The following is a 20,542-nucleotide window of genomic DNA, read 5'->3' on the forward strand; positions in this document are numbered from 1 at the left end:
AGGTTGTTAATTTCATATGAACAGCATCAATACCCTTGATATTCAACATATTAAAAAGGGAGTACTAGGATAAATCAACTTTGACATTCTAAAAGTAGTAGGCTAACAACCACATCTCTATTATAAAAAAGATACATTTGTTCAAACTAGATTATTAAAAGTGAAATCTCATCTTATTAACATCAAAGTGATACTTACATTATAATAAATTTTTTTGTAATGCAGGAGGAATGATGATAGCAATTACAACCTCACATAAAATTAACAACTGTTCAATTTTATTATTTCAGTTAAGATAACTCCTTGTTTAACGAAGAAAAAGTGAAGGTAATTCAATTGACTAAAACCAATATGTTAAGTATCTATAGACATATTGTTAACTTATTTATGATTTGGTATAAACAATTAATATTATTTGTCTAAGTGAATTTATGATTCTATACAAGAAAAAAACATAAAAGAAAAAGTTGGAATTTTACATTGAGCAAATAGTAGAAGTTGAAAAGAGCGTTTCATCACTAATAAAAAGTTGAATTTCGAATTAAGGATAGAAAAAATTATTCTTTATTATCAATAAACCTTTTTATAAATCTTGAATAATTTTAATCAATTAAAATAGTAGTTTGGCTATCTAATAAATGTTAGGCCGTCATAACATTATTTTATAAATTGAATTTCATTATAACTATTGTTAGGTATCTAGTAGTAGCTCGTCCTAACAAAACAAACGATTTAATAGAGCCTTATAAATCAATAATTTATAAGAGATTTATAAGAGTAGTTTTCATCTCAACTTCAACGTACAAAATGAAGTACCTGAAAAAATTAAAATGTCTTATTAATTTTTTCAGGTTTTACAACCACCACATCAATGTAATAGTATATTAAAAATAATAAGTATTTAATTTAGTTTAATTCAATATAAGAGGTGTATGCATTGTCCGAGAAAGTGTATAAATATAGAAGATCAGGTACCCAAAAACATTTTCACTTAAGAGAAGCTGACATATTTGTCTTTACAGTTTTATATTACAAAAGAGCACTTACAACAAGGCAAATCACGCAGTTATATAGTGCATTTGAGGGAAGAGAATGTTCTGAAGCTAGCATATTTACAAAGCTTGACCGGTACTCACAATATGGAGCTATGTTAACTAAAAGAATAGATAAAAGGGCTGACAGTATTACGAAACGCGCTTTATTCTCCTTAAAAGAAAAGACAATTGAATTCTTATTGGAAATAGGAAGAATTCCCAAAAAAAGTTCAAAAAGACGGTACTCAAGAACAACTTCTCTTCACACTATGTGTTCACGTGAAGTCATGATCCGTACTCTTTTAGCGACTACAAAGAAGACACAAACCAATGAAGTATTATATGAATTGGATATTCGTTCTTTTTACCAGAAAAAAAATATAAAAATTGAGGACAACCAATTGGCCTTGATTCCTGATGAACATATTTCATACCAAGATAAAAATATCCATATTGAGATGGACATGTGCAAAGAGACAAATTCTATCTTAGTTGAAAAAGTAGAGAAGTACATAGAATATGCAAAAAAAACAAATGAGGATGTAACGGTTGTCTTTGTTATGTACGACAAATCAATGTTCCTTGCTGAAGATGCAGAACCGCCATACATACGTATGAAAAATCTATTATTTTCTATGCGGAAGCATCATGAATTATTAATGAATATACCAAATCTAAATGTACACATTTGCTCATTGAAAGATGCTGGGGATGTTATTTCAGATATCATTCTAGGAACAAATGATAATCAAAACTTGGAACAAGATATTCTTTTTCCTTTATCTCAACGTACAGTAGGAGATGTCAATTGGCGTTACACTTTTGTCGAAAAAATTCAAACGTTTAAAGAATCAATAGATGGTGGCCTTCGACGCACATACAAGAGAGATAAAGCTTCTATTCAAGATTTCTTTTTTATTTTTGGAAATGAAAATGATTACCGAATGATTGCAAGATTAGATGATGTCGTGTTTTCAAGAAGGGATGGAGATGAAGGCGTTCCGCTTGTAGTTATCTATCCTAAACGTGAAAATCCTAGAGATATTCTACTGATGGACACTTATGATAATGTACTACTTCTATCCATTCAAAATACAAATATAGCAACCGATGAACAGATCATGGTACATGCTGCAAATAACGTTAATCCGAAAAGACGTAAACTTGTAGAATTATATTAATCGTTTATTTTTTATATGTTTTTATATAACTTTATTGATTTTTATTATTTAAGGTGATAGAATAACGTTTGAACTAAACACTCAAAACTACAATCAAATCAGAACATATGAAATTAAGGCAAGCGACACACGCTGTTTTTACAGTGGGTGTCGCTTGCCTTTTTTTGTATGGAGAAAGGTGGAAGTGGAAAATGACAATGAACTTACAATTTGCAACAACTACTGGGGGAGTGCTCTCAGCAAGAGAAGCATTTAAAACTCCAGAACTAGTCCTTAAACATATTACAGAAGGGGGAGCTAAATTTTGTGTTTCCCTACAAGATATCAAAATTCCAGGGAAACCTAATTATTATTGGTACGATGTAATAATTGAAACTGCGGCGAATAACAAACTAGAGATAAATATTGCAGTACTTTCTCAAGAAGAATATAACCAATTGTGTGAAGGAGATAGTATTGACTTATATTTAAAACAAACTGAAGATGCAGCGAAGTTCTTTCTAAAAAAATCAAAGGAACAATTCAAGCCAGAACTTCATAATCGTTTTACATTACACCATAAAGCTCAACTATGTCTTTAAAAAGTAGGTGAACCCTTATGGAGACATCTAAGCAAAGATTACCATTATACACTACAATCGCCTTAATTAGCGGATTTATCCTTTCATTTGGATTTGGTGTAGTAAACTATATCCAGTTACTCTACTATGCATTTGAACCACCGTCTTATCCTATAGAAATTACATATGTACCACTATTTTTAATGTTCTTCTCTTTGCTATTAGGAGAATTTAGTTTTAGGTTCTACAGCCGTATCCCAGCTTTACAATTTCAAAATGGCAAGTTATTAATTTTAATTGCTTCTCATATTGCAGTAGATATTCAGTTTTTATGGTTTGCAACTACTCCTATCCATGCGAAAGTTATTCCTTATCTTATGAATAAAGCAAAACATGTTAATTTTGGTGAATATCAAGCAATAGGGGATGTATTAACAGGAAATTTCCATACACTCACCATGATATTTGTATTCTTACCGACCGTATTTATGATTTTGTTTACTCTTTGGTATAGTGGCCATATTATCCGTTACAGAGAAGAAATCTTAAAGTGGGTACAAAAATACGAATATAAAAATCATAAGTTGCAAAAGTGGTTTAATAGCCAAGAGGAACAAATATATCCTGATGTTGAGATAGGTCCTCATATTAAGCACAAAGAAATGATTCGAATTAAGGGGAAAGATAGAACCCTAAATGGAATTATTATTGGTCCTATTGGTTCTGGTAAGACATCTAGTTTAATTATTCCAATGATTAATCAAGATTTACACTGGATGGTACGTTTTATAAATAAGTTTGAAAATACGTATAAAAAGAATAATTATGATACAGAAGAAGTAAAAGGAACATTTTTAAATGGGATAACTGTTATTGAACCGAGTAATGATTTATGTCAAAAGGTATTTAAATTAGTACAAGCACACAAGATTCCTGAAAGTTCAATTTATTATATTGATCCCACAAACCCTGATACCAAAAACATTAATATTTTACGTGGACCAGTTGATAAAGTAGCCGAGGTTTTTGCAATGGTTATCCAGGGTTTGTCGGAATCTAATAATGCATTCTTTGAACAAGCACAACGGAACCACCTTAAGCAACATATTTATTTATTAAAACTACATAACCCACAAAAAGATGTGACCTTTGATGACTTAATAGATATGTACGACGATGTAGAACGTGTACACTGTATGCACAAACTATTAAAAGTACAGGTAGAAAAACTATATGATTTTGTTCAAAGTGGTGTTGCTTCACGTGACCAAAAAAACGAATATAAGATTATAAAAGGTATCGATGAATGGTTCGATAATACCATTCGTGAAAAAACAGGTTTCCATGGGGAACCTGCCGTTTATAAATCTGGAAAATATCGTGGAAAACCAATGCATTATGACCGGGAAGAAGAATATGTAAAAGGTTTGCGTAACATCTTAAAAGATTTAGCCTCAAATGTTTTAATACGACGTGTTTTATTTGGAAAATCAGATTTTGATTTTGATGTTCACTTAGAGCAAGGTGGTATTTTACTAGTAAATACAGCCAAAGGAGAACTTGCAGATCTTTCTAATGTACTAGGAAAATTCGTATTACTAAGTATGCAAAATGCTGTATTCCGAAGAGAACCAAATATTTCACCATACCATCATATTATTGTGGATGAATTCCCTGATTATGTTGTGCGCCCGTTCAAAGAGTTCCCTGCACAATCTCGTAAATATAAAGTCATTCTGACAATTGCAAGTCAAACACTATCTCAATTAGCTTTAGATTTCACAGAGCAGTATATGTTTACTTTATTAGGTTCGTTCCGTAACAAGATGATATTTGGTGATGTAACACCATATGATGCGAAAATTTTCTCTGACATGTTTGGTGAAACAGAGGAATTTAAAGAATCCGAATCTGAACAAGGGATCTCTCCTATGCAAGAGAACCCCGTTAGTCGCTTAGGTTCGACATATCAAAAATTAAAAGAAGTCGTTATGTCACCAGGAGATATCATGGCACAAGGTGCCTTCATTTGTGCTGCACGTATTGTACAAGACAATCATGTACAACCTGTACAACAAATTACTAGTAACTTTGTACCCAAAGAGGAATTTGCTCAAGCAATCATTCAAGTAGAGCTTAAGTCTGGACAATATTGGGAAACTGAACGTCTACGACTCATTGAAGAATCTATCGCAAAATCAAATCCTATGAAACATGTAGATGCAAATAATATAAAACAGATAGAATCATTTCCACCTATGCATGGTGATAAAATAGAACAAAATCAGTCCATAGAAACAAACAATAATAGTACATCGATATTATTAAAGGGCTCTCAAATCAATACTACTCCTTCATCTAATACAGATTTAGATAATACAACTTCACGAGGAGAGAGCATTCCAAACGAAGACATAGAAGCCAAGCAAGAGGAAACAAGCTTCTTTAAAGATATCCTATACGATGATGTAGTATCCTTTGTTAAGGAATCAGGGACTGCTTCTATAAATGCACTACAGAACGCATTTAAAATCGATTATACACGTGCTTCAAGATTACAAGATGCCTTACAACGGAATGACGAGCTGCCGAATATAACAAAGGAGACACATATGGAACTTGTAAGTCCTAAAAAAAATATGGAGCTAGCAGAACGGAAGAAAGAGGTATCTAATACTATGTTGGAACCAAAAAGGGATATAGATTACCCAATTCATTTAGGAATTCCTGTAGAAACTCATCCATTGCAAAAAAAGCTTCTAACAGAGGGACTTATAACCACAGTATTAGAGGAAACAAAAACAGATATGAAAACTAATTTGAAACCAGCTACAAAAACAGTTAATCCCACTAAAGAAAATAAACTTGATGAAGAGGTTGCAAAAGTTTACGAATCTATTAGCATTACTGTTCATCAAAACTTAGAAAAGAATATGGTAGAGAACAATAGAAATAATGAAGAGCAGCATGAAGATAAACATATCGACTATAAAGAACGCAAAAAAAACTTAAAAGCCAAACAAAAGAATACGTATAACAATACAAATTCACTACTTAATAAAAACCAGCAACAAAAGAAAAATACATCTAATGTAATGAGTAAGGAATTAGATGATTTTTTTGATTAATACCTATAGAAACCTAAAATAAATTTTTATTCAAGATTATATTTTTAGGGGAAATCTAACTTAAATTAGGAGGAAAGGTTAGATATAGTATTTTAACTTTTCCCTTTTCAAAAAATAATACTTGCACAAATTACATAAAAACGTTATATTTTAATTAATAATTATACAAATAAAACATGACTTACGTGAAGGACACACCTTACGTACCATTCCAACGGTACAGGTGTGTCCTTTTTTGCGTTCTAGGAGGAAAATATAATGGTTGAAGATAAGGTAAATACTCATATTACAAAAGAACTAGGGATGGCATTTGAACCGGATAACACGCTAGAGGACATCTTTATAGAATCAACTTTCAATCAATTTGAAAGAATACGTGAACATGAATTAGAAGAATTAGCTCGTATGAAACGTGAACGTACTGTAGGGAAAGGCTTAATTACCATAGTATCTGAAAAATTATTCCCAACTAAAAACGGGACATCTGAGCGGATACAAGTGCTCACAATGCAAATTGGTACTCATACGACAGCATATTGTCCACTTACAGAGGCAGGTATAAATATTCCTAAAAATCCTCAATGGCTGATAGGTAAAACAAAACCCGTTATTATTGAGCATTTCCAAAGAACTGAGGAAGGGAACTTTGCTGTTGTATCTATCACCGCAGGAGAACTTGCACTGCAAAGAAAATTATATGAAGAAATAGTAGAACAAGAGGGGAATAAAGTATACACAGGAACAGTTTCTGGACATATTCCATCTGCACAAACAATTCTGGTTGAAGTTCATGGTGTAACAGTGGGAGTAAGATACTCGCAATGGTCCCATTCATTCGTTCGCTCGGCGGATATTATTATTGGTGATGTTGTAGAGCTTATCATCGATAAAGTAGTGGAAAAGGATGGGCGCTACGAGTTTAGAGGAAATAAAAAGAAACTAGAAACGGATCCAATGGAAAAATTATTAGAATTAAACAAACGACGTGACCGCTTTGTAGGTAAAATTGTAGGTGTAGATGCTATTGCTGGGATTTTCGTAGAAGTTGCACCAGGTATTCAGTTTAAAGGGCTAAAAGGTCGTAATCTGGCAAATCCAACCGTGGATGACGCAATAAACCAAACAATTGTTACATGTGAGCTGCTTAATATTGATGCTAAAAATAGAAGAGGAACTGTACGTATCCTAAATTATCCGCAAGGCCAAAGTAAAAAATCTAATTCGTCAATTTACCAATTTTAATCGATGATTATGCGTACAATAGAGAAACAAATGTATACTTATATTCCTTCTATTCCTCATTTATCAAGTGAGGATGTACAAGGACTTCAAATATATCGGATACATGATTTGGATAAAACCTATGTATTCCACTCTTATGACGAATTAGTTAAGTTTAAGCAGCTTTTAACAGAGGAACAATATGCTATACTCAATTTTATTGGTGTTCATACATCCGTTCGGTTTAATCATTTATTATATCTATTCAAGAATAAATTTTCGCGGAAGAAAATTAATAATGCAATTCAAGGATTACTTTACTATCAATTTATCGAAAAATGGCAAGTAGAAATTTTGGATATAGAAATCTTTGAAGAAACATATACCTTATCAAATAATGGATTTAAACTACTAAAATACTGGCAAGGAAATATGTTCTTCTTTGCCCCAGAGCGTCTTGACAATCATGGTAAATATGTTCACCTGCGTTATTGGCATGACATAGACCTACTTTGTCATTTACGCTACGCTTCTTCATTTTTAGGTCATATTATGCATCCATCTATTAGTAAAGGGGTTTTTACCCCTTCTTTAAGTTTTATAGTAAATGGAGGAAAAGAACGTAAATTTAACTTTGTTGTATACTCCACCTTATTATCTGATCAAAAGGATCGATTAAAACGAATAATTGCTAGATGGAAGACTTTTGTAGAGTCAGGAAAAGATGTTATTATGCAGGACTTAGGGAATAACCCTACAATCTTAGTTATTTATGTTTCTACTAAAAAACAAGCAAAGCAAATTAATAATGAACTATTACTTGATTTAATTCCTGGTAAAGTATTGTTATGCATAGGGGAATCTTTACATTTTCAAGGATTACAACACGCTTTTTATCAACCTCTTGCAGAAGGGGAGATCAAACAATTAGATACAAAGCTATTTATAGAAAACTAAGCCACCATACAAGCTTTCGCTTTAAGGGTGGCTTGTTTATTTTATAATTAGCTTGGAGTATTCAAAAAAACTTAACAAAATTAATAATCCTGTATCTACCTCTATACAAAGCACAGATTTTGCGAAATAATATTCTTTGACACCTGTTAATAAAATAACATTATATACAAATATAGTTATTTCATTGGAGGAATATACAAGAAAGGAGTACTATATTGCTACGTATACAAAGAGGATACATGTACGATCCTGATGATAATGAGGTAATAGTAAATGAAATTTTCTATGATGGTACATCAGAAAAAAAGTTAGGCAGTAAAATGGGTGTATTTGATGCAGTTAAAGTACCTGTTGCTATTTTTCAAAAGGTCCAGGAAAACGAAAGTATGACCTATATGGAAAGTGTTGAAGTAGAAGAAAAAAATATAAAGGAAATACTTTGTTATTTAGTTCAAAATCAAAAGCCAGAAAAGCTATATTTTGAAATACAGTACATGAAGTAACTCCAGGGACTGAATATAAGAGGGGATTTATAGCAGGGGATTCAGGGGCATTATTATACAATACATGTGGGATCTGCATATAAACTTCCTTCTTATCCCTGTTCTATTGAAAATAATTGAATATAATATAAAAATAGTTTAATATAAATCTATATTTATTGTTTAATTGATTCCGTTTATTCCCACACCCTATGTGTTGTGGTTGAGTTTTAGAAACAAGTTGTATTCTTGTTTCAATTATGAAAGGGCTTCTTTGAGCCGATTAGTGTATATATAGCTTATTTTGCTATGCACATTTTAATCGACTTGAAGAAGTCCTTTTTGTGTTGTCTTCGAGTTAGGAATCACTTGTACATAAACTTTTAGGACTAAAAGTATGCTAAATGAGAAAACACATATTTTGTGCTTTTTGTTTAATTTAGAGGGGAGATTATATGAAGTTTTACAGAGCATAGCATAAAAAAATATGGATAAACGCACATATTTCGTGCTTTTTATTTAGAAAAGAGGATATTTATGATGAAATATGAACATGCAATTACTTTAGATAAGCCAACATTATCAATAGGAGAAATCATTTAAAACTTTCAAAAGAAAAAAATTAATTACCGCGTTAAAAGTTATGAACTTACTATCTATAAAATCAAACCTTTATATTGTTGGAAATTCCAAAATTTTACGATGAAGTAAGATAATAAGTATCCATTCATAATGGCATTCGAAAGAGAAGAAAAAGGGAATCTAAATATGGAAAGTACTTGTTGCAATGCTAAAAGCACGAGGAATCAGAATATGAAACTTGAGAGGAGTTATATAATATGATTACAGTTAATCGAGGATACATGTATGATCCGGAAGATGATGAATTTTTAATTACCGAGATTTATTATGAAGCTGCTACAGATACTAAACTAGGAAGTAAAATGAATAACTTATCTTACTCAGCCATTCCTAATGAGATTAAAGAAAAAATAGAAGCAACTGCTTCATTATCCTATGTGGAAAGCATTGAGATGTCTCAGCCATTAGCTGTCCTATATCAAAGTGAAATTAACATGTATGGAAAACCAGAAAAATTATACTTTGAGTATACAAACATTTAAAAAGAAAAAAGACATTGAACGGTTTGTTTCAATGTCTTTTTTCTTTTTAAACTATAGAGGAACAAATGGTTAAGGCTTTGTTTGGCATCCTATAGTGTTTTAGGTGTGTTATACTTACATTTGCAAATTATAATATTCGGTAGAATGTCAGGTTTATTTGCTACTATTCGATATATATAACTGGAGGAAAAATTATGGTTTTTTTTAACGAATTTCCGGAAAGAATACTCCTTCCTCAAGCGTGTGAAGGGCGTAGCCCAACGGTAGATGGAAGAAAAACATCTGTGGTATTTAAAAATCATTTGAATCGAGAGTTTCAAGCTGAAAAGCAAAATCAAAAATTCGTAACAGATATTACTTATGTACGAATCGGAGAACAATTTGCCTATTTGTCAGCTGTGTTAGATTTATACAACAATGAAATTGTTGCCTGGAAGCTATCTTCAAGAAATGATTTAGATTTGGTTTTAACTACATTACGTCAATTAGAAGGGAAGTCATTAACTACTAAGCCCCTTTTCCATTCAGATCAAGGGTTTCAATATACATCTAAATCCTACGCAAAACAGTTAGAGAAATTAGGATTTGTCGGTAGTCATTCTAGACGTGGAAACTGTTTTGATAATGCGTGTATCGAATCATTCTTCTCACATTTAAAAACAGAGAAGTTGTATTTAGTGTGCCCAAAAACATATGAAATGGCCTACCGAGCAATTCAAGAATATATTCAATTTTATAATACAGAAAGATTCCAAGAAAAACTTCACGGCCTTTCCCCGATAGAATATCGGGAAAAGGCCGTGGCATAATACTCTTTTTATTACTGTCTACTTGACAGGGAGATGACCAGGTTCCTATAGTAAGGGACTCTCTTTTTCTATGTAGAAAAGAAGAGGCATGTTTTATAATGATGAATACATATAGAGAAATTAAAGAGGAAATGAAAAAAGTCTATTTATCTCGAGATTGTTGTTTTGTAGGTTACAGTGGGGAAAAGATAGTCCGTTGACACTATTATGTAATACAATTGCTGAGATTCTTCTAGAGAACCGTACAAAACCTATTGATATCTTGGCTTCCTAGGTTGGAGTAGAAACACTTCTATGATGGCTGATATCTCACTGACATTACAAAATATCTAGGCTAATACAGATAAATAAGCAGCTAATCGCTTGTTTATACACTTCTAAACCTCTCATGATAACAGTAATTAAGAGCCTTGCTTAATAAGACGAACCATGAATTTATTTCGCATCTGCTGCGTCAAGATACGTTTATTCAACCCTGCTCGTTTCACTTCAAGTGGAATCATCTTTTGTGTAGCAACCTCACACAAAGCCTTTTGATCATCTTTTTCGTACACCCAACTATATGTTCCATGATTAAAATTAAATGCCACAAATAGGGATTATCTGTATACTTTCTAGCTCTTAAAGGTTCCGAAATAGTTTTATAGTACTTGTAGATAATTTTCGTATAATCCTTTTATAATGATATATCTATTTATGCCATTCTCACCACGAACCACTAAGGTATTTCTAACAAGCTGTATATGGCTCATATTAGGCGATACAAGCTCTTGTAAGGACAACCCATAGTTTACTACTAAATCTATTATAAAAGCGTTTCTATCCATAATAAGAGGGCGGTATTTAACTTGTCTTTCTGTTAATCCTTTTGTTGAAAGTATAGTTTGTTTTAATAGTTTTTTTCTGATTCGATTATAAAATCCTTATCACTTAGTGATTGATCAGGAATTAAGGAGAGGTGAAAATCATCTACTGAAGTCTAAACATGTTCAATTTATTTAAGAACCGTCATATTCTGTTCCTTATTTTCTAGCTCATAGAAATACTCCTAATAATTTTCTTTAGGTAGTTCACTCCATGATTTGATATGTAGAAGTTTCTCATTTACTCTTAGTCACTTATAAAAACCTTTAATATCGTAATTATAACGTTCAACCCTAGATTGTTTATGTCCATTTTCTGCTAAATAAGCAGAAAATGCTACTTCTAAACTAATACCCTTGTTCATTATAATCACCTAAATTCTTATCATATATTATAACAAAAAATAAGTGAAAGACCTGCTACCGCCCTTTGCTGCGCTCGGTTGCTGGCATATAAAAAAGGAAAACGGACAAACAACCCTTTTCCTTTTTTATATGTTGTTTTTTATTTTCAATGACAAAAAGACAAATCTAGTCCTAATAAGGATTCATAGATTTGTCCTTTTACATGGGAGTAATGATATGTTTAATTACCATTATTATAACGGTTTTTACAAATATTTTCAATTAGGTCTGACATCTTATTAATAATCATATTAGTAATTGTAAAATCTATTATAAATATATATCTTATATATTAAAAAGAAGTAAAGATAAAACTTTTATAGGCTATCAAAAATAGAGAAAAGACCTACTCTCACAAGGGAAAATTAGATATTAGAACGTAAAAAATCATAAATAGTAGAAAATGTATCCGTAGATTCAATAATTATTAGACTTTCAATTCTACAAAAAAGCAGAAAGAAAATTATATGTTTCTACATAAAATCGGAAAGAGATTGATACAAATCACATTATATTTATTCAACCTTTAAAATAGGACATGTTTTCTTTATTTTGGTAAATAAGCAGTGTGTAGCGTCCAATTATCCATATTTTGTTCAGATAATGTAGCTATTTGTTAACATTACACAGTATTTACACATAACTCACATTATTATTGATGATTTTCATTAGATAAATTCAATAACACTAGTATCCCCAATAATATTGGTAAAATAATATTCACATTTGATCATATTTGTCCTCATATTCACTTTTTTTATTAATATCCTTCTGATTTTTTGTAGATATAAAATTGGATATTTTACTACACGTAAAGAATATTTAATGTGTAGTGTGGAAATTTTATTATAGGTAGAAGAGGTTTGGTATAGAAATGCATAAAAAAAGACTCCATTTTACATGGGGTCCTTCTGATTTTGTATTTATAAATAGAGTAGTAGAAAAGGGGGGAATAAACCAAACACGAATAGCCCTCCACTTTTGATTTTTTCAAAAATAGAGAGCTTGTTATTATCATTTCATTTCCATTGCGGTTAGCACCTGATCTGGAGCTGTTATTGTTACACCGGCACGTACTAAACGTTCGAAGGTACGCATAAACTCTAGTAAATTAAACTGCTTTGGTAGCTCAATCACACGAAGTTTTTCTTGTGGCAGCTTATCAATTGCCTCGATAAACCATTCGCGCACATCACTTGGAATTGTGCGTTCTTTATGGCCACGAACTGTTAGTTTTTCACGCATTTCAATTTCTAAAGCGATATATGCATGGAGATTCACTCCCTGATCATATGCATATTTTCTAAATAACGTTTCTTCCTGGTATTTTAGATAATTACGGTGATAAGACTCTTCTGTTACTGGTACTGCAAACTTCTGCTTCAGTAGTGCATGTACATTTCTAAACATCTTCTTAATGTTATGAAGAGAGTACATAGAATAATGTAGACCAAAATTAAAGACAGCTTTCTCACGGTCACTATTTCTCTCTTTTGGTATATGTTGTGCAATAAGAGGGTAGATACCTTCTTTCGCCGCTGTATCCAGAATTTGATATTGAGATGTCTGATGTAATAGTTTTTTCAATGTATATACAAGTTTTGTAGGGTATCCTTCTTTGCGATCAACCATATCACGAAGCCCACGAATGACACTACGAATTTGACGATGACAAGTATGCTTTAGTACATGAATGAACTTATTCATGCCTGTAGACAATTCACCGATATTCATTTCTTGTAGAAGTGATTCGATGAATTTCGCTTTACGTGCATAGGTAGCTTTTGGTGTAAACGGATCCCTGTATTGTTCTTCTCCAGATTCTTTCGAACATAAGAAGTCTGAATGGATAGATAGATATAGCGTTGTATATCGTTTTGTATATTTTACACCTTTTTGCATTTTGCAAATTTTGAATAGGGGACTACCCGTACATGAGAATGTAATTGTTAATTCATCGATAACCGCACGGATTTGATGCGGATATTTTTTATGTAAGAAACGATACATCCCGCCAAAGTGAGTCTTGTTTCCTCTTTCGTCTTGCTTGTCCAAAGAGCGCTTTAGCGTTATTTCTGTATGTTGTTGCATTGCGATATCTAAAAATAACTTCTTAGCCGCTACAGATAACTTAAAGAAAGCCTTTGTAAATACAACAGGACTAATATATATGTACGGATTTGCTTTTTCTGTTTCCCCATTCAGAAAATGAGTGAGTTTAATTGTGTAACGGCCATCAATTCCATTTTCAATGGAGATAATGTTATGTAAGCTTAACTTTTTCAAAGCGATATAGAATTGAGAGTGTTGGATATAAGCAAATTCTTCTTTATATTGTTTGTAATCTTCCCACATCATATGTATGGTTACATTGGGAATGACACCATTAGTAAAGCATTTCTTATGTATATATAAGAACACTTCGAGATCAGCATTCGTAATGCCGTATAATTTATGCTTTCTTCCCGTTTTTTCTGCAAGTGCAGACATTGCGCGACGTGAAAAAGATGGTTTGGCTCTTTCGACAAATCCATCCACATCCGCAATACGCTCTTCGTATGTCATGTGCTGTAGAATATCTTCTAAATAAGTATCTTTATAACTGTAGTACTTCTCCTCAAATGCTTCCACAAGCTTTTGCCAAGATTTGAGTGTTACTAAAACTGCGTTTGTTGTTTGCCCATTTAAGCTCCGTTGATTACGTATCACAAATGATTTCCCCATCTTTTTCACCTCCGTTCTACAAATTCAGAAATATATGTCAAAATACTATAAAATATACCAATTATGATTATAGCAAATCGAATTTTGTAAAAATGTGCCCTTTAAGAGAGAATTTCAAAAAAGGCAACACCTTATGGGCCTTAGAGCGACAAGGGATAGAGAAAATTGTTATTTTTATTTTTGGTACGCGACTTGGGAAGGAATGTTGCTCTTTTCTTGTATGATGCTATTTAATGAGAAAAGGAGGAATCCTTTAATATCAATACTTTATTGATATTTCAATTGATTTTTGGTACGCAACTTTGGAAAGGTGTTGCTCCTTTTTCAGGAAAATGGGTACGCGACTTGGGAAAGAATTTTTGTGTAATATATAAATTGCTTGTGATTTAACATCTTAGATCACCTGATATAACAGCATTTATGGCTGATTTCACTAATAAGATAGGTACGCGACTTGGGAAAAACGTTGCTTATTTAGAAAAAAGTACGCAAGATGGGAAGAATGTTGCTTCTTTTTCACCTGAAATTAAATAATTTAAATGTTTAGTGTTGCTTATTTAGAGAAATAAGTACGCAACACGGGAAAAATGTTGCTTATTCTAGTGGAATAGTACGTAAGTTGAGAATGATGTTGCTTGTTTTGGACTAAGGGTACGCAAGATGGGAAAGATGTTGCATGTTTTACTTCCATTTAGTGAAAAGGGTTTACAAACTAATAAAAACTAAGTGTATTGTTGCTATTACAGATACGAAAGTTAATTCTTGAATATTAGTTTCCATTTATTTAATATTTTTTTATTTTGGAGTCTACCAATGTTTATCCTTATGAACTTAATATTTTATAAAGACATTATCAAATATATTTAAAATAAAGATTGGGTTAGCATCCTTTCAGATATTTCAATGTCCTTATTGATAGTAATACTAGGAACGGTACTATATACAATTCTATTTTTAGTAATTTCAAAACCCAAAAATCAATAAAGATTTACTTTCAATTATCACTCGAGGAAAGGAAAAAGACAGCAATAAATCAGCTGTCTTTTCTTTCTTGACACCTATAACATTCTATTTTTTAGGCATCCACGTATGTCCACAATTTATGCAACCATTGACAATGTTCTTTCTACCAATAAATCCACTGAATATTGTTACAGGAAATCCTAAAAATACAATAATTATAAAAGTAAATCCAAACACATTTTGAACACTATAATCTCCATGATCGTCAAAACGAAGAAGTAAACAAAAAGAGACTATTGGAAAATAAGCAAAAGAAGCCTAAAAACCAGGTTCTTTTGCTTATTCCTTTATGTAAACTTTTCAATATAAATTTAGGTTGAAAAAGCTTGGATTCTATACTTCTAACCCTATAAATAATTTAGTTTTCTTCCAATTATTCACTTGAGATCCACTACTAATAGGACTAATTATTTTTAAAACCTTTCACAACGATTGTATTTTTGAATATTCAACTAAATATTTATAAATAAATTAAAATGTTAGAAAATACAAATAATATGGTATTCTTATTTATGTAATATTCATTCCAAAAAAGGGGGATTTTTCATGTTTAAGAAAGTAATAATTGGAACATTAGCAACTGGAATTATGTTATCTGGTGCTGGAGGAGTATTTGCGGAAACACCTACTGATACAAGTGTAAAATTAAAAACAATTGATAATAAAAAAAGTTTTGTTAAGAAAAAAGAAAAACAAGACTTTCCTGGTTACAAATCAAAAGGGGAAATACCCACTGTAAAAGAGTGGAATGGAGTAACTTGGTATTTAAAAGGAGTAACTGAAGTAAGTAAAAATTCATGGACAGGACATTATGAAGGATGGCGAACAAGTAATAATTAAGAAACTTTAATTTATTACTCAAAAATAGGCAAAAAGACAGCAATCAATCAGCTGTCTTTTCTTTTTTGATCTATAGACATTCTATTTTTTAGGCATCCATGTATGTCCGCAATTCATACAACCATTGACAATATTTTTTCTACCAATAAATCCACTGAATAAAGTTATCGGTGCCCCTAGGAGCATCATTAAAAAAACAACAAATGCAGCCATATCCTGAAGTGGAGAATGTCGAGGAACTATTCCAATAGCTATAAGTGTAGCTAACATAAGAAACAGAATTAAAAACATCCTTTTAAAATTATAACCACGTTTATTACCAACTATTTGATCAGATTTACATTTCCTACAAACAACCCGCCTAGTTACTTTTTCTTTTTGCACTGTCATGTTCAATCACCCTCTTTAACTATAAATTCCAATAAGCTAATTACAAGATATATCAACTACAATAAGATACAAATATTATCAAAATAAGAAAAAGGACCTTAAAAACCAGTTTCTTTTTCTTATTTTCCAATGTACACTTTTTATTATTAGTTTACTTTCAAATCCCCTTAAATATTAACTTCTCTCCGAACCCCCTGATATCCTCAATTTATATAATAAAAGTATACATTGAAAACACTGTAAATAAAGATTTCACAATCCCTTATATGTTTAATCATTCACTCTCTCTTTCATCTAAAATCTGCTCAAAACGAAATTTAAAATAAACTAATTTAGTCCATCTATTTCTAGCAAAAGTTAAAATGTTAAAAATATATGGAAACAAAATTGAAGTTGAAATTAAAATTATTAATAGTACAAATCCCCACATTTCTTTTGAAAGAGAAGCTGAGTCTATAAAAGCACTAAATAAAACCGTCACATACATAATAATTAATGGCTGTATTCTATGTATGCTATCTTTTTACGACATTAAGATATATTAGAATTAACATGGTATGAATGATTAGTAGCAATTGATATAATTGTATTAGAAGCAATTAGGAGGATTATTAGTGGAGAAGTTAAAAGTACTATTTCAAAACACCTTATATATAGCTTACCCTCTTTTAACTGGAGTTGAGGGAAGTGAAAAGGTTTTAAATAAATGGCAACAATTCTATCAAGATGTAGAAAGAGATCTACAGGAAATTTACAACTCATCTTATTCATCACAGACTTTCGAAAGGCTAGTAAAATGGGTTTCTAAAAAGGAAGCTTTAGGATTATCAGGGATAGACATTCTTCCAAAACTAGAAAATTATAGGGAAGAAATTTTTGAATGTTTAAGAGATGACTTATATATGGAGTTTGGAATTAAACTGCCTATTATCGCAAAAGAATTACCTTTACATTCAGAGGCTAAGAGTGATTATATAGAACGAAGTAATGCAGGGTTTATGTACCATTTATCAGACACTATTGCTAAGAATAAGTTTACAGATGACCAAGATAAGAATGTACGGATTGCTCAATTACAGGATAAACAAAATAGTCTAGTGGTAGTATCGTCACACGATGATGGTGATATGAAATTACAAAGAAAAGAATTAAAAAGATGGAATACACTGATTGATTCTACTTTTTTAACAAGAGTAATGGACGATTTGACGGCGGACTGCCTCGATATTGTAACTGAACTTTGGGTAAAGAGTGCGGAAAATGATAAGACTATTGTGCCTGTACATTACGAACAAATATTAGATATGTGTAATATGAAACAAATCAAAAATGGTAAGTCTTATTATCGAAAAGAAGACAGATTAAAAATTATGGAGCGATTAGCTGCTCTTGCTAGTATTTTTATTTATGTCAATGAAGATAATGAGATCGTGATATTAAATGAAAAAGATCCAAATGAAAGCCTAACTTATAAAAAGCAAAGAATTCGAAGGTTATTTGTAATGGATGAAATTATCATTGCAAAAGATATTGATACGGATAAAACATTAGGAATAGAGAGTATGAACGTTACACCAGGAAGCTTTTTATCAAAATATCTCTATGGATCTGAAAAGCTAACAGGTTTATTATCAAAAAAAGCCCTAGAGTATAACAGCAAGCAACAGAGATATCACAAAAGATTAACCAGATATCTAAGTTGGCGTTGGCGCATTCAACAATCCTATCAACATTTAACACATTCTTATAGTATTGGTGGTCCTAAAGGGTTATTACAAGTAATGGAGATAAGCATGAATAGAAAACCAAGTCTAATAAGACAAGTTTTTGAAAAGACTTTAGATGACCTTATGAGCGACCAAGTAATTCAAGAGTGGAAATACTCTCCCGAAATTGATGAAGAAAAATGTAAAGGAAAAAACTGGTTTGAAAACTACTGGTTAAAATTAAAAGTAAGCATTTCTCCTACAAATGAACTTGTTAAATTACAACAAGAGTTGATTACTAAGAAAAGTAAGCAGCAAGCACCATTGGTCATTGAGATGGAAGAAAAGCCACCGGTAATTGAAGAGAAGCCAATAAGTATAGTAAATCAAGAACCCCCTAATAGTATTGAGTTTTATATTGAAAAGATGAACACGTATAAAGAGAAGAATAATAAAAGTATTCGTGAGTTAGCGAAAGAAATAGATATTTCGTATTCAACACTTTCAAGGATGTTATCCGGTAAAAGAAAACGATTAAATGATGATACGAAAAATAAGCTAGATAAGTGGATAGAAAGACAGGTAGTAGTTAATCTGCTGTAAACGACGGTTTAAAAATAAATATATATAAACAAAAGGACTTAATCAAAGTAATGATCGATATTATCCTCTTTAGGTAGACAGTGTAAAAAAGACAATCAGGTAAAATGAACATGCGAACAGAAAAAGGGGTTAAGAAAGGATACGGACTATGTGGAAGACTTTTATCAGTAATGTTTCAACAGATTTTCAATTTAAAGTTCCTGCAACTAAAGATGAAATATCTCAAATCAAAGAAAAACTTAATGTTGAATTACCTAATGACTTATTCAGTCTATTAAATGAAACCAATGGAGTGTTCGATGAATACGATTGTCTTTTCATTTGGTCAATTGAACAAATTCTTAAAGAGAACCTGAATTTACGAAGTTTTAACGATTTTAAAGATTTGTATATGCCTTTTGATTGTCTGTTGTTTTTTGCAGATGGAGGAAATGGTGACTTATTTGGGTATGCAATATTAAATGGAGTCATACAAAAAGATGATGTATATGTTTGGAATCATGAAAACGATAGCAGAACGTGGGTTGCCCCATCATTAAAAACATTTATTGAATGGTGGAATAATGGTACTATTACTGTTTAATTGCACTTTCTAATTAAGTTAACGGGTGCTTTTATTAATAGCAGATAAAGGAGAACACATATTAGTCATATACAATATGTGTTCTCCTTTATTTTTAAAGCTTTTTATAATTTAGGTCTTGATAACGTTTTGGAAAACTTATGGTTCTTTTTGTTTGCGGCAAAGTTATGCTCCTGGATTTAAAGAATATTTTTAATGTCGTTTTTTGAATAAAATGACATTGCTTATAAAAGAGGCGTAATGTTTTGAATAAAGTCTCGACGTTTTGTCCCTTAGGATCTGTTTATCTAAAGGGATATTTTTATAGTTCCAAAAAAATCTGAACGGAAAGGCCAATTAAGGAATTGTGAAGTAGCAATAAAGTTATTTCATTTTTAGTATGAGTTCTTTCTTTCTTAGAAAGACCTTCGCTACTATATTATTTAGATTAATTTGGTTGTATTCTCCAGTTCAAACAAATTTTAAAAAATAGTTGTAATTCATCTTGAATTGAAAGATAGTTAAAAAACATCTTATTTTCTAGTTAAATTTTAGAAATGATAACTTTTTACACTTTTGGAGTACAAACTCTTAAGTTTATAGGGATGTACGGTGACTGCCTTGTATGTTATTCAAGGATAGTACTTTATATAAGTATGCAATTGTACATATTCATATAAAGTACATAATACATAAAATCCCATAAAATTATATCAAAAACATTTTTTTCGTATGGACTTTATTAAGATTCAGTAATACCAACAAATTTTATCTTTGATTATAGCAGTGAAATGGTATCAATTTCTGAAGTGATATTATTACGAAAACTTTTTGAATATAATTAAGAAAACACAAAAGTTTTAATGTCGGAATAATCAAACATAATATATTCGATTTTCTAGTTTACTTATGAAAAATATAGTGATTAAA

The 20,542-nt window shown here is 31.2% G+C and carries 13 protein-coding genes and 2 pseudogenes; 12 read left to right on the top strand and 3 right to left on the bottom strand.

What is annotated here, in order from left to right:
- The first annotated feature begins 937 nt into the window (after nucleotides 1-937).
- The 9 genes and pseudogenes from MHB52_RS29135 to MHB52_RS36895 form a co-directional block, all read left to right on the top strand.
- Entirely contained in the window at nucleotides 938-2,215 is a 1,278-nt protein-coding gene (locus MHB52_RS29135; RefSeq protein WP_061663152.1) for a replication-relaxation family protein, read from the top strand.
- Between the two features lie 107 nt (nucleotides 2,216-2,322).
- Complete coding sequence (locus MHB52_RS29140) at nucleotides 2,323-2,796, top strand: hypothetical protein (protein WP_002006391.1); 474 nt, start codon at nucleotides 2,323-2,325, stop codon at nucleotides 2,794-2,796.
- 17 nt (nucleotides 2,797-2,813) lie between these two features.
- A complete protein-coding gene (locus MHB52_RS29145; protein WP_061663151.1) occupies nucleotides 2,814-5,903 on the top strand; it encodes a TraM recognition domain-containing protein in 3,090 nt (1,029 codons plus the stop codon).
- Between the two features lie 258 nt (nucleotides 5,904-6,161).
- Nucleotides 6,162-7,145 carry a hypothetical protein gene (locus MHB52_RS29150; RefSeq protein ID WP_000228952.1) on the top strand — a complete coding sequence of 328 codons (984 nt, stop codon included), beginning with the start codon at nucleotides 6,162-6,164 and terminating at the stop codon, nucleotides 7,143-7,145.
- Between the two features lie 9 nt (nucleotides 7,146-7,154).
- On the top strand, nucleotides 7,155-8,081 hold the full coding sequence (locus MHB52_RS29155; protein WP_033685861.1) for a hypothetical protein: 927 nt from the start codon (nucleotides 7,155-7,157) through the stop codon (nucleotides 8,079-8,081).
- 215 nt (nucleotides 8,082-8,296) lie between these two features.
- Complete coding sequence (locus tag MHB52_RS29160) at nucleotides 8,297-8,584, top strand: hypothetical protein (protein WP_002083359.1); 288 nt, start codon at nucleotides 8,297-8,299, stop codon at nucleotides 8,582-8,584.
- Nucleotides 8,585-9,402: 818 nt separating this feature from the next.
- Nucleotides 9,403-9,687: a hypothetical protein gene (locus MHB52_RS29165; protein ID WP_061663150.1), complete on the top strand. Its 285-nt coding sequence runs from the start codon at nucleotides 9,403-9,405 to the stop codon at nucleotides 9,685-9,687.
- Nucleotides 9,688-9,881: 194 nt separating this feature from the next.
- Nucleotides 9,882-10,496: an IS3 family transposase gene (locus MHB52_RS29170; RefSeq protein WP_277752267.1), complete on the top strand. Its 615-nt coding sequence runs from the start codon at nucleotides 9,882-9,884 to the stop codon at nucleotides 10,494-10,496.
- Nucleotides 10,497-10,594: 98 nt separating this feature from the next.
- Nucleotides 10,595-10,767 (top strand): annotated as a pseudogene (locus MHB52_RS36895) (phosphoadenosine phosphosulfate reductase family protein); the annotation flags it as partial.
- Nucleotides 10,768-10,903: 136 nt separating this feature from the next.
- Here MHB52_RS36895 and MHB52_RS29175 read toward each other — a convergent pair.
- Nucleotides 10,904-11,724, bottom strand: a pseudogene (locus tag MHB52_RS29175) (integrase); the annotation flags it as partial.
- A 1,054-nt stretch (nucleotides 11,725-12,778) separates the two neighbouring features.
- Complete coding sequence (locus MHB52_RS29180; RefSeq protein WP_086423410.1) at nucleotides 12,779-14,488, bottom strand: hypothetical protein; 1,710 nt, start codon at nucleotides 14,486-14,488, stop codon at nucleotides 12,779-12,781.
- Between the two features lie 1,569 nt (nucleotides 14,489-16,057).
- Between MHB52_RS29180 and MHB52_RS29185 the strand changes: the two genes are divergently transcribed.
- Entirely contained in the window at nucleotides 16,058-16,351 is a 294-nt protein-coding gene (locus MHB52_RS29185) for an LCI fold-containing protein (protein ID WP_000475236.1), read from the top strand.
- 81 nt (nucleotides 16,352-16,432) lie between these two features.
- Here the strand turns inward: MHB52_RS29185 and MHB52_RS29190 are convergent, their stop codons facing one another.
- A complete protein-coding gene (locus MHB52_RS29190; protein ID WP_061662913.1) occupies nucleotides 16,433-16,741 on the bottom strand; it encodes a hypothetical protein in 309 nt (102 codons plus the stop codon).
- A 614-nt stretch (nucleotides 16,742-17,355) separates the two neighbouring features.
- Between MHB52_RS29190 and MHB52_RS29195 the strand changes: the two genes are divergently transcribed.
- Both MHB52_RS29195 and MHB52_RS29200 read left to right on the top strand, forming a co-directional pair.
- Entirely contained in the window at nucleotides 17,356-19,050 is a 1,695-nt protein-coding gene (locus tag MHB52_RS29195) for a helix-turn-helix domain-containing protein (protein WP_061662912.1), read from the top strand.
- A gap of 148 nt (nucleotides 19,051-19,198) precedes the next feature.
- On the top strand, nucleotides 19,199-19,633 hold the full coding sequence (locus MHB52_RS29200; RefSeq protein ID WP_000265992.1) for an SMI1/KNR4 family protein: 435 nt from the start codon (nucleotides 19,199-19,201) through the stop codon (nucleotides 19,631-19,633).
- Nucleotides 19,634-20,542: the final 909 nt, after the last annotated feature.

Origin of the sequence: Bacillus sp. FSL K6-0073 (genome assembly GCF_038006085.1) — a bacterium.
GTDB lineage: Bacteria > Bacillota > Bacilli > Bacillales > Bacillaceae_G > Bacillus_A > Bacillus_A cereus.

Coding starts and splice junctions, on each gene's coding strand:
- MHB52_RS29150 (WP_000228952.1), top strand. CDS start 6,162: ATGGTTGAAGATAAGGTAAATACTCATATTACAAAAGAACTAGGGATG.
- MHB52_RS29180 (WP_086423410.1), bottom strand. CDS start 14,488: ATGGGGAAATCATTTGTGATACGTAATCAACGGAGCTTAAATGGGCAA.
- MHB52_RS29165 (WP_061663150.1), top strand. CDS start 9,403: ATGATTACAGTTAATCGAGGATACATGTATGATCCGGAAGATGATGAA.
- MHB52_RS29140 (WP_002006391.1), top strand. CDS start 2,323: ATGAAATTAAGGCAAGCGACACACGCTGTTTTTACAGTGGGTGTCGCT.
- MHB52_RS29200 (WP_000265992.1), top strand. CDS start 19,199: ATGTGGAAGACTTTTATCAGTAATGTTTCAACAGATTTTCAATTTAAA.
- MHB52_RS29145 (WP_061663151.1), top strand. CDS start 2,814: ATGGAGACATCTAAGCAAAGATTACCATTATACACTACAATCGCCTTA.
- MHB52_RS29185 (WP_000475236.1), top strand. CDS start 16,058: ATGTTTAAGAAAGTAATAATTGGAACATTAGCAACTGGAATTATGTTA.
- MHB52_RS29170 (WP_277752267.1), top strand. CDS start 9,882: ATGGTTTTTTTTAACGAATTTCCGGAAAGAATACTCCTTCCTCAAGCG.
- MHB52_RS29155 (WP_033685861.1), top strand. CDS start 7,155: ATGCGTACAATAGAGAAACAAATGTATACTTATATTCCTTCTATTCCT.
- MHB52_RS29190 (WP_061662913.1), bottom strand. CDS start 16,741: ATGACAGTGCAAAAAGAAAAAGTAACTAGGCGGGTTGTTTGTAGGAAA.